At 69.5% G+C, this 13,845-nt stretch carries 14 protein-coding genes and 1 pseudogene; 12 read left to right on the top strand and 3 right to left on the bottom strand.

Features of this window, described 5'->3' with window-relative positions; translation table 11 throughout:
- Positions 1-318 precede the first annotated feature (318 nt).
- The 6 genes from otsA (at position 319) to DM194_RS00395 (ending at position 5,909) form a co-directional block, all read left to right on the top strand.
- The gene (gene otsA / locus DM194_RS00420; protein ID WP_111065439.1) at positions 319-1,728 is read left to right on the top strand and encodes an alpha,alpha-trehalose-phosphate synthase (UDP-forming); all 1,410 of its coding nucleotides are present in this window, start codon (positions 319-321) and stop codon (positions 1,726-1,728) included.
- A gap of 38 nt (positions 1,729-1,766) precedes the next feature.
- On the top strand, positions 1,767-2,738 hold the full coding sequence (locus DM194_RS00415; RefSeq protein WP_111065438.1) for a glucokinase: 972 nt from the start codon (positions 1,767-1,769) through the stop codon (positions 2,736-2,738).
- A gap of 174 nt (positions 2,739-2,912) precedes the next feature.
- Entirely contained in the window at positions 2,913-3,335 is a 423-nt protein-coding gene (locus DM194_RS00410) for a winged helix-turn-helix domain-containing protein (RefSeq protein WP_246024228.1), read from the top strand.
- Between the two features lie 303 nt (positions 3,336-3,638).
- On the top strand, positions 3,639-4,214 hold the full coding sequence (locus DM194_RS00405) for a YgjV family protein (protein ID WP_111065437.1): 576 nt from the start codon (positions 3,639-3,641) through the stop codon (positions 4,212-4,214).
- Between the two features lie 216 nt (positions 4,215-4,430).
- On the top strand, positions 4,431-5,009 hold the full coding sequence (locus DM194_RS00400; RefSeq protein ID WP_111065436.1) for a YqaA family protein: 579 nt from the start codon (positions 4,431-4,433) through the stop codon (positions 5,007-5,009).
- 33 nt (positions 5,010-5,042) lie between these two features.
- The gene (locus DM194_RS00395) at positions 5,043-5,909 is read left to right on the top strand and encodes a TrmH family RNA methyltransferase (RefSeq protein ID WP_111065435.1); all 867 of its coding nucleotides are present in this window, start codon (positions 5,043-5,045) and stop codon (positions 5,907-5,909) included.
- A gap of 25 nt (positions 5,910-5,934) precedes the next feature.
- Here DM194_RS00395 and DM194_RS00390 read toward each other — a convergent pair whose 3' ends face one another.
- Positions 5,935-6,393 (bottom strand): hypothetical protein, encoded by a 459-nt coding sequence (locus tag DM194_RS00390; RefSeq protein WP_111065434.1) that lies wholly within the window; start codon positions 6,391-6,393, stop codon positions 5,935-5,937.
- 184 nt (positions 6,394-6,577) lie between these two features.
- Between DM194_RS00390 and msrA the strand changes: the two genes are divergently transcribed.
- From msrA to DM194_RS00360, 6 genes and pseudogenes are all read left to right on the top strand, one after another.
- Positions 6,578-7,219 carry a peptide-methionine (S)-S-oxide reductase MsrA gene (gene msrA / locus DM194_RS00385; RefSeq protein ID WP_111065433.1) on the top strand — a complete coding sequence of 214 codons (642 nt, stop codon included), beginning with the start codon at positions 6,578-6,580 and terminating at the stop codon, positions 7,217-7,219.
- 233 nt (positions 7,220-7,452) lie between these two features.
- A complete protein-coding gene (locus tag DM194_RS00380) occupies positions 7,453-7,998 on the top strand; it encodes a PAS domain-containing protein (RefSeq protein ID WP_111065432.1) in 546 nt (181 codons plus the stop codon).
- Positions 7,995-9,923, top strand: coding sequence for a DNA translocase FtsK (locus tag DM194_RS00375; protein WP_111065431.1), 1,929 nt, complete (start codon positions 7,995-7,997; stop codon positions 9,921-9,923). Before DM194_RS00380 ends, DM194_RS00375 begins: the two co-directional genes overlap by 4 nt.
- An 87-nt stretch (positions 9,924-10,010) precedes the next feature.
- A complete protein-coding gene (locus DM194_RS00370) occupies positions 10,011-10,511 on the top strand; it encodes a DinB family protein (protein WP_111065430.1) in 501 nt (166 codons plus the stop codon).
- On the top strand, positions 10,508-11,122 hold the full coding sequence (locus tag DM194_RS00365) for a pyridoxamine 5'-phosphate oxidase family protein (RefSeq protein ID WP_111065429.1): 615 nt from the start codon (positions 10,508-10,510) through the stop codon (positions 11,120-11,122). Before DM194_RS00370 ends, DM194_RS00365 begins: the two co-directional genes overlap by 4 nt.
- A 94-nt stretch (positions 11,123-11,216) precedes the next feature.
- Positions 11,217-11,935 (top strand): annotated as a pseudogene (locus DM194_RS00360) (IS5 family transposase); the annotation flags it as partial.
- Positions 11,936-12,027: 92 nt separating this feature from the next.
- Here the strand turns inward: DM194_RS00360 and DM194_RS00355 are convergent.
- Both DM194_RS00355 and DM194_RS00350 read right to left on the bottom strand, forming a co-directional pair.
- The gene (locus tag DM194_RS00355; protein ID WP_111065428.1) at positions 12,028-12,894 is read right to left on the bottom strand and encodes a helix-turn-helix domain-containing protein; all 867 of its coding nucleotides are present in this window, start codon (positions 12,892-12,894) and stop codon (positions 12,028-12,030) included.
- A gap of 54 nt (positions 12,895-12,948) precedes the next feature.
- Positions 12,949-13,779 carry an alpha/beta fold hydrolase gene (locus DM194_RS00350; RefSeq protein WP_111065427.1) on the bottom strand — a complete coding sequence of 277 codons (831 nt, stop codon included), beginning with the start codon at positions 13,777-13,779 and terminating at the stop codon, positions 12,949-12,951.
- Positions 13,780-13,845: the final 66 nt, after the last annotated feature.

Here is a 13,845-nt window from a genome sequence, read left to right as displayed (position 1 = left end):
CCTGTCCCGCAGGCTTCAAGGTCAAAAAGAATTTCTTATTCATTACATATGGTTACCCCGCATCGGAGGTATCGCGAAGCGGATAGCGCCCCGAACCGTTCGCTGCATTGCAGCATGACCCTTCGTGCAAGGGCATGACCGAAGGGACAGGGGGTGGCCGGACCTTGGCACCGGAGTCTTGAGCTTGACGGCTGCCCCCCCGGAACCAAGCCCGCCGATGGTCGTTTCAGTGTGGTCCAATGCCGCGTCCGCCAAGGCGGGCCGGTTTGCGGACTGCGGAACGCCCTGCCGGCGGCCAATAATAAGGAGAAGAAAATCGTGAGCAGGCTCGTCGTCGTGTCCAACCGGGTGGCCCTGATGGAAGAGGGCAAACAGGCGGCCGGCGGTCTCGCCGTCGCCATCCTGGCAGCCCTGAAGAAGACCGGAGGCATCTGGTTCGGCTGGAGCGGAAATGTCGTCGACGGCGAGTCCCAGGCCGAACCGAGCCGGACCGATGTTGGGAGACTGACCTACGCCACGCTCGATCTCGGACGCCGCGATCATGAGGAATACTACAACGGCTTCGCCAACCAGACCTTATGGCCGCTGTTCCATTACCGGCTGGGCCTGATCTCGGTGAACCGGCGGACGCGCGAGGGGTATGAGCGGGTCAACGCCTATTTCGCCGACAGGCTGGAGCCGCTGCTGCGCCCGGACGACATGATCTGGGTCCACGACTATCACCTGATCCCCTTCGGCGACGAGCTGCGCCGCCGCGGCTGCTCGCAGCGCATGGGCTTCTTCCTGCACACGCCCTTCCCGCCGCCGGAACTGCTGACCGCCCTGCCCAACCACCGCGACCTGATCCGCGAGCTGTGCGCCTATGATCTGGTCGGCTTCCACACCGCCACCGACCTGCGCGGCTTCTGCGACTACATCCGCACCGAGACCGACGGCACGGTGGAGCAGCGCGGCGCCTATGGCAGCGCCGTGATCCGCGCCTTCGGCCGCACCCTGATGGCGAAGGTCTTCCCCATCAGCATCGACACCGAGGCGCTGGAAAGCCTCGCCCGCACCGCCGGCCGCTCGCGCCAGGCCGAACGGCTGCGCGAAAGCCTGGTCGGCCGCCGGCTGATCATCGGCGTCGACCGCCTCGATTACTCCAAGGGCCTGCCGCAGCGCTTCGCCGCCTTCGAACAGCTTCTGGAAAGCTACCCGGAGCATTGCAACCGCGTGTCCTTCCTGCAGATCGCCCCGCCCTCGCGCGAGGACGTGCCGGAATACATCGCCATCCGCCGCGAGCTGTCGGAGATGGCCGGCCGCATCAACGGCCGCTTCGCCGAGTTCGACTGGCAGCCGATCCGCTACCTGAACCGCAGCTTCGGCCAGCGCGTGCTGGCGGGCTTCTACCGGCTGGCGAATGTCGGCCTGGTCACGCCGCTGCGCGACGGCATGAATCTGGTCGCCAAGGAGTATGTCGCCTGCCAGGACAGTGACAATCCCGGCGTCCTGGTGCTGTCGCAGTTCGCCGGCGCCGCGCATGAGATGGGAGAGGCGCTGATCGTCAACCCTTTCGACATCGAGGGCGTCGGCGACGCGCTGCAGCGGGCGCTGACCATGCCGCTGGGCGAGCGCAAGGAACGACACGCCGCCCTGATGCGGACGCTGCGGCGCAACGACATCAGCTCGTGGCGTGAAAGCTATGTGGACGCGCTGACCCGCGCCCCTTATGACTTTCCGGTCACCTGAGCATCCGCTCGGCCCACCAGCTGCACAGGTTCCGCTCCATGGCCGCCTCCCCCATCCTCGTCGCAGACATCGGTGCCACCAACGCGCGCTTCGGCCTGATCGACGGCCGGGTTGTGCGCGAGGCGCGGGTGCTGCGCTGCGCCGACTACGCTTCGATCGAGGATGCGGCCACCGCCTACCTGTCGGCGGTCGGGCTGGCGGCGCCCGGCACGCCGGGCCGTCCGCGGCGCGGCGCCTTCGCGGTGGCCGGGCCGGTCACCGGCGACCGCATCGCCATGACCAATCTGGTCTGGCAGTTCTCCGTCGGCCGGGTGCGCGACGCCCTGGGGCTTGAGGGGCTGGTCGTCATCAACGACTTCACCGCCGTCGCCCTGTCGGTGCCGCGCCTGGCCGAGGAGGACCGCCGGCAGGTCGGCGAGGGGACGCCGCAGCCGGGCACCGTCGTCGCCGTGCTGGGGCCGGGCAGCGGGCTGGGCGTGTCGGGGCTGGTTCCGGGGGCGGGCGGACGCTGGACCGCGCTGTCGGGCGAGGGCGGCCATGTCACCATGGCGCCGGTCAGCGACCGCGAGAGCGCCGTGCTGGGCCAGCTGCGCAAGAGCATCGACCATGTCTCGGCCGAGCGGGTGCTGTCGGGTCCGGGCCTCGTCAACCTCTACAATGCCCTGTCGATCCTCGACGGACGCGAGCCGGCCGCCCTCACCCCCGCCCAGATCACCGCCAACGCGCTGGCCGGGTCCGAGCATCATTGCGTGGAGGCGGTGGAGATGTTCTGCGCCATGCTGGGCACCGTCGCCGGCAACCTCGCCTTGACGCTGGGCGCGCGCGGCGGCGTCTACATCGCCGGCGGCATCGTGCCGAGGCTGGGGACGCTGTTCGCCCATTCCCGCTTCCGCAAGCGCTTCACCGAGAAGGGCCGCATGCGCGACTTCCTGGCCCCGATCCCCACCTATGTCGTCACCCATGAACTGCCCGCCTTCCTGGGCCTCGCCGAGGCCGCCGGGACCGACTGAGCGCCGCGCCGCCGGGAGCAATGGGAGGGAGGCGGCGTATCGGGCCTCCGACGGCCGCCGCCCCCGTCGCGCCACTTGTCGCTTGAACCGGCGGGTCCGGGCCCACATGGTTGTTCCGGTCCGTTCGCATCCCATCGAACGCCATCCCACACCGGAAAACCACCGATCAACGCCATGACCTCCGACCTTCGTGTCCGCTTCCTGCACCCGTCGGGCGCCATCGGCCCCGGCAAGATCGCGTTGCTGGAGGCCATCGACCGCACCGGCTCCATATCGGCGGCGGCACGGTCGCTGGGCATGACCTTCCGCCGCGCCTGGTTCCTGGTGGAGACGATGAACACCGCCTTCCGCGAGCCGGTGATCCGCACCAGCGTCGGCGGCCGCGAGGGCGGCGGCGCCGGCCTGACCGCGATGGGGCAGGAGGTGGTCGCCCGCTACCGCCTGATGCAGGAGGAGGCCCGCAAGGCCGCCGAACCGCACCTGCGCTGGCTGGATGAGATGCTGAAGGAAGAACGGCCAGAGGACGGGCGGGCCGATGACGAGAAGCCCGAGGACGAGAGGCCCGAGGACGAGTCCGGGACGCCCCCGGCCGGCTGACCGCTTGATTTGCCAGCCAAGTCATCGGCTTGGCCGCTTCAAGTTATCATCGAAGACAATACGGCAACTGCACTTCGCTTTTTCTTCCATGCGCGCGGTGCAGCCCTGGGCACCGGGAAGTCCGGTGGTGCGGCGGCGCGCCGCACCGTAGATTTGGTTCCGTTGCAGCTTGGTCCCAGCGTGACCGATCGGCAACAGGCATTTTTCCAGCATCCCATCCGCCATACCACCCGAACGGACCGCTTCCGCGGCACCGCAAGGGCCCCCTTGCGCCCTTCAGCCCCCTCGCGAGCCACCCGCGCCATGCTGTCCCTCCCCCTGACCATCACCGCCGCCGATGCCTTCGGCGCGGCGGCCTTCGCCGGTTCTTGCCTGTGGCCGCTGATGAAGAAGCGCCGCGCCCTGCTGGCCGGGCAGGCGGCGTCCAACCTGATGTTCATCATCCATTATGTGCTGCTGGGCGCCCACACCGCGGCGGCGCTGTGCCTGCTGGTGGTGATGCAGGCGCTGGCGGCCATGCCGGAGGGGCGCAGTCGCTGGCAGACCGCGGCCTTCGCCGCCACGGTGCCGGGCATCGCCGCCATCGCCGTCTTCACCTGGTCGGGCCTGCCCTCGGCGCTGTCCAGCCTGGGCATCACCTTCTCCACGCTGGCGCGCTGGCAGTCGGATGCGATCCGCATGCGCCTGCTGCTGCTGGCCGCGGGGGCCTTCTGGATCAGCCACAACGCGCTTGTGATGTCGCCCTTCGGCATCGCAGCGGACCTCTTCAGCGCCGCCGCCAACCTGCTGCGCCTGCACGGCGGGCGCCGCAAGGCCGCTCCGGCGGCAGCCGCCGCGCTGAGCGCCGATGCCGCGCCGAAGGGTCTTGCCGCCGCCTGACGGCATCGGCCTGAAACCGCCCCGCATGACCGGACTAACGCCTTCGGATGGGCCCCGCCTGTCCGGGGGCGATCGAATTGGGCACTGGCGCACCGGCACGCTCCCGCATAAAAGGAGCCCAACGCCGCGAGGTGCATTGCAACAGGCGCCGCAAGGCGGCATGCGGCAGGCGCCGCACGGCGCACCGCAACGGCAGCGACGAAGGGCAGCCCATTCATGCTGAAGCGTCTTTACGATTGGACCATGGCCAAGGCCGCGTCGAAGGATTCGACCAAGTGGCTTGCCGGGGTGTCCTTCGCCGAAAGCTCCTTCTTCCCGCTGCCGCCGGACCTGCTGCTGGTGCCGATGATCATCGCCAACCGCAAGGCGGCCTGGAGGCTGGCGACGATCTGCACGCTGGCCTCGGTGCTCGGCGGCATCGCCGGCTACATGATCGGCTATTTCCTGTACGAGACCATCGGCCGCTGGGTGATCGAGTTCTATCACCTGACCGACAAATTCGATCAGCTGCGCCAGACCTTCGTCGAATACGGGGCGGAGATCCTGATCATCAAGGGCATGACGCCCATCCCCTACAAGCTGCTGACCATCACTGCCGGCGTGGCGCATCTGCCGCTGTGGGTGTTCATCGGCGCCTCGATCATCTCGCGGGCGATGCGCTTCTATCTGGTCGCGGCTCTGCTGTACTTCTTCGGCCCGCCGATCCGCGCCTTCATCGAGAAGCGGCTGACGCTCGTCACCAGCGTGTTCGCGGTGGCGCTGATCGGCGGCTTCCTGGTGGTGAAGCTGCTGTAACCCGCCACCCTATTTCAGACAGACAGGACCTCCATGCCTCCGCGCGGGCGCCCGCCCCATCCCAGCCGCTCCCGCCCCCATCCTCACCACCCCAGGCCCGCCGCCCCAGCCGCGTCCGTCGCCCCGGAACCCGCCGAATCGCGCAAGCTGTTCCGGGTCGCCGGGCTGGCCGCCGTCTCCGCCCTGTTCGCCAACGAACCGGAGCGGGTGGAGCGGCTGTTCTTCGACGAGCGGCTGAAACCGGCGGTGGGAGCCTTCTGCAAGGCGATGGCGGCCGCCCGCAAGCCCTACCGCATGGTGGAGGGCGAGGAGCTGGCGAAGGTCGCCGGCACCGTCCTGCATGGCGGGGTGGTGGCGCTGATGGCGCCGCGCAGCGTGCCCCTGTTCGATCCCGAAGTCGCGCGCCGCGCGGGCGAGCCGCTGCTGATCCTGGACGGCGTCGGCAACCCGCACAATCTGGGCGCCATCCTGCGCACCGCCGCCTTCTTCGGCCTGCCGCGCGTGCTGGTTTCCGACCATCCCGGCCAGGCCCTGCCGTCGGAAGCCGCCTACCGCGTGGCGGAGGGCGGGTTCGAGTGGGTGACGCTGGAACGCGCCCCCGCCCTGCCCGCCCTGCTGAAGCGGCTGCGCACCAGCCACCGGGTCTTCGGCACGGCGCTGGACCAGACCCGGCCGACCGTCGATGCCGGCGCGCTGACCGGCTGGCGCGCGTCCTCCACTTCAAGGACGCAGAGCACAAAACCGCCCGCCGTCATCCTGGGCAACGAGGAGGACGGCATCCCGCCGGCCACGCTGGCGGCCTGCGAGGCGGTGCTGACCGTCCCCGGCAGCGGGCGCGTCCAGTCGCTGAACGTCGCCGCCACCGCCGCCATCCTCATCCACGCCCTGGCGACGGGCTGACGGCGCCAATCTCCAAGCGCAGCCCTTACCCAAGCACCAGGATCAGCACCAGCGCGACCACGATGATGGAGACCAGCGGCAGCATCTCCACCCCGTTGCGCCTCCAGGTCGACGCCGAGCCGTGGTGGCCGCCGTGGCCGGTCCCGATGTCGTCGGCCCAGCCATGGCGCGACGGCACGGCGCCCGGCGCCGAAACCGCGGGCGCCGCCGGGCTCGCCAGGTCCACCACGCCGTCGCCGCGATGGTAGTCGCCGGTCTGCCGGGCCAGCGCCGGGTTGGGACGGCCCTGCATCAGCCGCGTGTCGTCCAGCTCGACTTCGACACCGGCCGCCTCGACCCGCTCGATCACCGCGGCGGTTTCCTCCGGCGTCATCGTATCCACGGGCAGGATGCCGCCCAGCGCCTCGGCGCTCAGGCGGTTGCCGTTGCGGCGGCCATGGTCGATCAGCGATTGGACGAGGCGATCGTCGGTGGTGCTCGCCATAGTGACTCTCCTTTCTCAAGTTCCTCCTGGCCCACAAGGTCGAAACGCGGAAATACGCCCGAAGGTCCGCCGGAAACCGACGGACGGGCATGGACGGCCGGTCCTGCGCCACCTTGCCGCGGCCGGGCCGCGACCCGACATAATGGGTTCCTCCAACGGATCGCTACTGACGGGAGACCCGACCATGCTGGGGCATTTCATGCGCAAGCCGCCGACGCTGCCGACGCCGGAGGAGGCGCTGCCCGGCCGCAGCCAACCCGTTCCGGTGCCCGAGCAGCATCACGTCAACGGCCACCGCCTCACCCCGCCCTATCCGCCCGGCCTGGAGGTCATCGACCTCGGCCTCGGCTGCTTCTGGGGGGCGGAGCGCAAGTTCTGGCAGGTTCCCGGCGTCTGGGTGACCGCCGTCGGCTATCAGGGCGGCTACACCCCGAATCCGACCTATGAAGAGGTCTGCTCCGGCCGCACCGGCCATACCGAGGCGGTGCGCGTGGTCTACGACCCGGCGATGGTGAAGGTCGAGGATCTGCTGCGCGTCTTCTGGGAATCGCACGACCCGACCCAGGGCATGCGCCAGGGCAACGACGTCGGCACCCAGTACCGCTCCGCCGTCTACACCCACAGCCCGGCCCAGAAGGCGGCGGCGGAGGCGACGCTGGCGGCCTATCAGGAACGGCTGGCCCAGGCCGGATACGGCCCGATCACCACCGAGATCCGCGAGGCCCCGCCCTTCTACTTCGCGGAAGCCTACCACCAGCAGTATCTCGCCAAGAACCCCAACGGCTACTGCGGTCTGGGCGGCACCGGCGTCAGCTGCGCGGCGTGATCGCCGCAACCGGATGAAGTTGCCGGATGAAGTTGCCGGATGAAGTTGCCGGATGAAGCGGCGGAATCAGGCGGCGGGATGAATCGGCGGTAAACGCCGGGGGACGGCGCGCCCGCGGGGCTTGGCCCTTGCGGTTGCGCCGCACCGGCCCTTGCGGGTATGGTTCCGGCGGCTCTTGAAAGCTCCGGCGGCGTTACCTCCGCGGGAGCGCCGCCCGTCCAGCTGCGATTGTCATGACCAAGGAAAGAACCGAGCTGGCGACGCCGTCCCTCAGCGGCCTGCTCGAATTCTGGCTCACCAAATCCGTCGCCGGCCGGCCGCCGGTCCCCAGCAGCATCTCCCCGGCCGACCTGCGGCCGTGGAAGGACAACATCGTCGTGTTCGAGGTGATCGGGGAGGAAGCCGGCACCTTCGTCTATTCCTATTACGGCAAGGCGCTGGTCGCGGCCTTCGGCCAGTCGCGCCTGGGCGCCACGCTGGACGATCTGCCGCCGGAACAGCGCGCCGTGCTGCAGCCGGAATACGAGACGGTGCGCCGCGAACGGCTGCCAGTCGCCCGTGTCCACACCGCCGTCTTCGGCGGCCGCAGCCGCAGCTTCGAACGGCTGGTCCTGCCGATGTCCAGCGACGGCGTCGGCATCGACAAGCTGCTGGTCGCCGCCTACGAGATGACGCCGCGCGAGCTGGCGGCGCGCCCGCCGATACATAGTCCGGGGCCGGACGGCCCCTCCTCCGGTCCAGTCCCCCTCACCGTTCAGAAGCCGGGAGCCTCGGCATGACCCCGCGTATGCCGCATCTCGCCGCCCCGCCCACCCAGGCGGGCGTGGTGACCGCCGACGAGTTCAATCTGTGGTGCGCGCTGAACGGCCGCCCCTTCAACCTCGTCCCCAACCCGCGCCCCGACGGCCGCGTGATGTGGGATGTGGAGGTTCTGCCCGGCACGCCGCGCGCCGGCACCGTCTATTCCACCAACCTGTCGGACGAGGCGCTGGCGGTGGTCGCCGGCTTCGCCTTCCTGTCCGGCGTCGAGTGGGCCTACGAGGCGCGCGAGCCGGCGGAAGCCGAGGTTCCCGCCGCGCCCCCCTGCGAGGCAGCGCCGGCGCCTGAAGCGGCAAGCCCCTGCGCGCCCGCCCAGGCCGCGTCGCCGGCCGCGCCCGCCGCTCCGGCGGAGCCGGTGGACTATCCCGCCGTCTATTCGCTGCCCGCCGTCTCGCTGCTGCAGAACCCGCCGCCGCGCCCGGTCCAGCAGCATGACGAATCGGTGCTGGCCCGCAACGCGCGGATGCTGGAAACCGTCCTGAAGAACTTCCGCGTCCGCGGCGAGATCATGGACGTGCGGCCCGGCCCGGTGGTGACGCTCTATGAATTCGAGCCGGCGCCCGGCACCAAGTCCGCCACCGTCATCAACCTGACCGACGACATCGCCCGCTCGATGAGCGTGGTGACCGCCCGCATCGCCATCGTCCCCGGCCGCAGCGTCATCGGCGTCGAGCTGCCGAACCCGGTGCGCGAGATGGTCTACCTGCGCGAAAGCTTCGACCACGACGCCTTCCGCAACACCACGGCGCAACTCGCCATCGCGCTCGGCAAGGACATCAGCGGCGAGCCGGTGGTGGCCGATCTCGCCCGCATGCCGCATCTGCTGGTCGCCGGCACCACCGGCTCGGGCAAGTCGGTGGCGATCAACACCATGATCCTGTCGCTGCTCTACCGGTTGCCGCCGGAGCGCTGCCGCTTCATCATGGTCGATCCCAAGATGCTGGAGCTGTCGGTCTATGACGGCATCCCCCACCTGCTGACCCCCGTCGTCACCGATCCCAAGAAGGCGGTGGTGGCCCTGCGCTGGGCCGTGCGCGAGATGGAAAGCCGCTACGAGGCGATGTCCAAGCTCGGCGTGCGCAACATCGAGGGCTACAACGCCCGCATGGCCGAGATGATCGCCGCCGGCGAAAAGATGCCGCGCCGCGGCGCGGCGCCGGGCGAGCCGGAGAACGTCTTCGACCTGACGCCGTCGGAGCCGACGCCGCTGCCCTACATCGTCGTGATCGTCGACGAGATGGCCGACCTGATGCTGGTCGCCGGCAAGGAGATCGAAGCGGCGATCCAGCGCCTCGCCCAGATGGCGCGCGCCGCCGGCATCCACCTGATCATGGCGACCCAGCGCCCCTCGGTCGACGTCATCACCGGCACCATCAAGGCCAATTTCCCGACCCGCATCAGCTTCCAGGTCACCAGCAAGATCGACAGCCGCACCATCCTGGGCGAAGCCGGGGCGGAGCAGCTGCTGGGCCAGGGCGACATGCTCTACATGCAGGGCGGCGGCCGCATCACCCGCGTCCACGGCCCCTTCGTCTCCGATTCGGAGGTCGAGGAGATCGTGCAGTACGTCAAGGCGCAGGGCGCCCCCAACTACGTCACCGCCATCACCGAGGAGGAGGAGGAAGCCGCCGCGGTGGAGGACGAGGAGGGCGGTTCGGCCGCCGCCGGCGACGACCTCTACATGCAGGCCGTCAACCTCGTGGTGCGCGAGGGCAAGGTGTCGGTCAGCTTCATCCAGCGCCAGCTGCAGATCGGCTACAACCGCGCCGCCCGTCTGGTGGAGCGGATGGAGACCGAGCGCGTCGTCGGCCCGGCCAACCACCAGGGCAAGCGCGAAGTCCTGCTGTCCCACGCCGGCCTGTCGGCCAAACGCGCGGGCGTGTGACCCCTCTCTTCTTTTGAGGCATCCCCTCTCCCGCAAGGGGAGAGGGGAAAAAGCCCTTGAACGGGCAAGGGCAAGCTGGAGGCTCCCATGGATCCCAAGCCGCATTTCGAGACCCTCGCCCGCTACAACCGCTGGGCCAACCGCCGCCTGTACGACGCGGCGGCCCAACTGTCCGACGCGCAGTTCCGCGAGGACCGCGGCGCCTTCTTCCGCTCGATGCGCGGCACGCTGAACCACATCCTGGTCGCCGACCGGGTGTGGCTGGAGCGGATCGAAGGCACCGGCCCGAAGCCCTCGGCGCTGGACGAAACCCTGTTCGACGACTTCGCCGGCCTCCGCGCTGCCCGCGAAGCTGAGGACGAGCGCATCCTGCGCGTGCTGGCGTCCACCCCGGCGGAGCGGTTCGCGTCGGTCCTCTCCTACCGCAGCATGGCGGGCACGCCCCACGCGCTGCCCTTCGCCCAGGTGCTGACCCACGTCTTCAACCACCAGACCCACCATCGCGGACAGGCCCACGGCCTGCTGAGCCAGTTCGGGCTGGAAGCCCCGTCCATCGACTTCGTCTATTTCCTGCTGGAGTTGAAATGAGCCGCCCCGTCACCGGCCCCGCCGAGTTGGAAGCCCTCTATGGCGAACCTGGCGCCGCCTCCATCGCCAAGGAGGTGCCGGCGCTGACCCCCGGCTACCGCGCGCTGATCGAAGCGTCGCCGTTCCTCATCCTCGCCACCAGCGGGCCGGGCGGGCTGGACGCCTCGCCGCGCGGCGACGGGCCGGGCTTCGTCCGGGTGGCTGACGACCGCACCCTGCTGATCCCCGACCGCCGGGGCAACAATCGCATCGACAGCCTGCGCAACATCCTGGCCGATCCGCGCGTCGGGCTGCTGTTCCTGGTGCCGGGGCTGAACGAGACCCTGCGCGTCAACGGCCGCGCGGTGATCGACTCCGACCCTGCGCTGTGCGAGAGCTTCGCCGTCGACGGCAAGGCGCCGAAAACGGTGCTGGTGGTGACCATCGACACGGTGTTCTTCCAGTGCTCCCGCGCCCTGCTGCGCTCCCGCCTGTGGGATCCGGCGGCGCAGGTGCCGCGCGCCAGCCTGCCGTCGGCGGGGGCGCTGCTGGCGGAGGCCAGCGCCGGGCGCGAGGGCGGAGACGCCTACGACCGCTCTCTGGCCGAGCGGATCCCGAAGACGCTCTATTAAGAAGCGGTTTTCAGAATGCACTGATGCGGTCAAGGCGGATTGCAATCCGCTTTAGAGTGCGTAACAAAACCGGCCAGGAACGGTTGGTAGGGGCATGGCAGCCCCTCTTGTTTCCGACGCCTTGTGGGCGATCATCGAACCGCTGATCCCGCCGGAGCCGCCCAAGCCAAAAGGCGGACGGCCCCGGTTGGACGATCGTGCGGCGCTGACCGGCATCCTATTCGTGCTGCGCACGGGTATTCCTTGGGAGCTTCTGCCGGTGGAGATGGGCTGCGGCTCGGGGATGACCTGCTGGCGGCGTCTGCACGAGTGGCATCGGGCTGGCGTGTGGGAACGGCTGCATCGTGTGCTGCTCGACCGGCTCGGCTATGCCAACGCCATCAACTGGGATCGTGCAGCGGTGGACAGCGCCAGCGTCCCGGCAAAAAGGGGGGTGAGGAGACCGGCCCGAACCCGACGGATCGCGGCAAGCCGGGCTCCAAGCGCCACATCCTCGTCGATGCTAACGGCATCCCGCTCGCCCTGAGGATCTCGCCAGCCAACCGGCACGACAGCAAGCTGCTGGAGGCGCTGGTCGATGCCGTGCCGGCGATCCGCCAGTGTGCGGGCCGGCCCCGGCGCCGCCCGGCCAAGCTGCACGCCGACAAGGGCTACGACTTTGCACACTGCCGGCAGGCGCTGCGCCAACGAGCGATCATTCCGCGGATCGCCCGGCGTGGCGTCGAGAGCAGCGAGCGTCTTGGCCGACACCGATGGGTGGTCGAGCGTACGCTCGCTTGGTTTGCCCGCTTCCGCCGCATCGCCGTCCGCTACGAACGGCGCGCCGACATCTTCACTGCCTTTCACCATATCGCGGCCAGCCTCATCTGCTGGCGCTTCGTCCAGAGATGGTTCTGTTAGGCGCTCTAAACCCTCTCACCGGAGGGAGCGGGCATTTCGGCAAGGGTCCGGCGCAGACGGTCCGCCGTTTCGGCATCGGCCGGAAAGAACGCCTCGATCGCCAGTTCCGACAAAGTGACATCCACCGCAGTCCCGAAGACGGTCGTCGTGCTGAACAGGGTCAACGGTCCGGCCGAGGTGTGCAGGCGCAGCGGCACGACCACGTCGGGATGGTGGCCGGCTTCGCTGTCGCCATCATCCGAAGAGGGCGGGGCGGGATAGCCCTGCAGCTCGCTGCGCAGCGCCACCAGCGCCGGGTCGGCGCTCGCCTCGATCTGGCGGGTCAGGCGGGACAGCACATGGTCGCGCCATTGCGCCCAGTTGCCGATGCGGCCGGCCAACCCGCCCGGATGCAGGCTGAGCCGCAGGACGTTGACCGGCGGAGCCAGCAGTTCGGCCGATACCCCCTCCAGCAGCGGCGCCACCGCCCGGTTCGCCGCAATCAGGTGCCAATGCCGGTCCACCGCCAGCGCCGGGAAGGGCTCATGCCCGGTCAGCACGAGGTCGACCGCCTTGCGCGCCGCCTCCATCGCCGGGTTGTCCAGGCCGTGTTCGCTGTAGACCGGGGCGAAACCGGCGGCGACCAGAAGGGCGTTGCGGTCCCGCAGCGGCACGTCCAGCCGTTCGGCCAGATGGATCAGCATGCTGCGGCTCGGCTGCGAGCGGCCGGTCTCCAGGAAGCTGACATGCCGGGTGGAGATGTCGGCCTCGCAGGCGAGATCGAGCTGGCTGAGGCCGCGGCGCTGACGCCAGGACCGCAGCAGGGCGCCGACCGCCGGCCCGGCCGGCGTCCTGCCGGTGCGGGCGGCGGTTTGAGGAATGCCATGGGGCATGGAACCTGCTCCGAATTCGTGGCGACTGCCTGTGCTCGGCAACCATGGTTGCCGTCACCGGCGGGCGAAGGCCAGAAGTTCCGCGTTGAAGCGGTCGCGGTGGGTGAGGAACAGGCCGTGCGGAGCCCCCTCGTAGAACGACAGGGCGGCATTCGGCATCAGCGCCACCGTGCGCTCGGCAAGCGCCAGCGGGGTGGTCACGTCGCGCTCGCCATGCACGACCAGGGTCGGCACGGCGATGGCCGGCAGCTCTTCCCGGAAATCGGCCGAGGTGATCGCGCGGTGGCACTCCAGCAAAGCGTTCAGCGAGGATTGCAGAGCCATCCCCGTGACCCAGCCCTTCATCTCCACCGATGTTTCCTCGTTCACGAAGGGGTCGATGTTGTCGCCCAGCCATTTCGGGAAGTCGCGCAGCAGCTGTTCCGACCGGAAGGTTTCGAACATCGCCGGGTCGACGCCGTCGGGGTTGTCGCCGGTCCTCGCCATCAGCGGCGTGATCGTGCCCACCATCACCACTCCCGCCACACGCCCGGAGCCGGACTGGCCGGAGCCATGCCGGGTCAGGCAGCGCACGATCTCCCCCGTCGCCATGGAGTGGCCGACCAGCGTCACGCCGCGAAGGTCCAGCGCCTCCATCAGGGCGGCGATGTCGTCCGCCAGCCGGTCGAAGCCGTAGCCGGTGGGCGACTCGTCGGACCGGCCATGGCCGCGGCGGTCGAAGGCGATGCAGCGGCAGCCCTGTTCGGACAGCGGCGCCATCTGATAGGCCCAGGCGTCGGAGGTCAGCGACCAGCTCGACACGAAGAGGATCGGGCGGGCGCCCTCCCGGTTGCCCCAATCGCGGTAGAACAGCCGCACGCCGTCGTCGGTTTGAATGTATCCCATGGTCGTTCTCCCTTGTCGGTCCGCCGGTTTATCCCGGTGAACCCAGGATTGCCCGTGGGAGGGAGC

It is taken from the genome of Azospirillum ramasamyi (genome assembly GCF_003233655.1).
Taxonomy (GTDB): Bacteria; Pseudomonadota; Alphaproteobacteria; order Azospirillales; family Azospirillaceae; genus Azospirillum; species Azospirillum ramasamyi.
The sequence above is the reverse complement of the archived record's forward strand: the minus strand, read 5'-3'. Positions and strand labels throughout refer to the sequence as shown.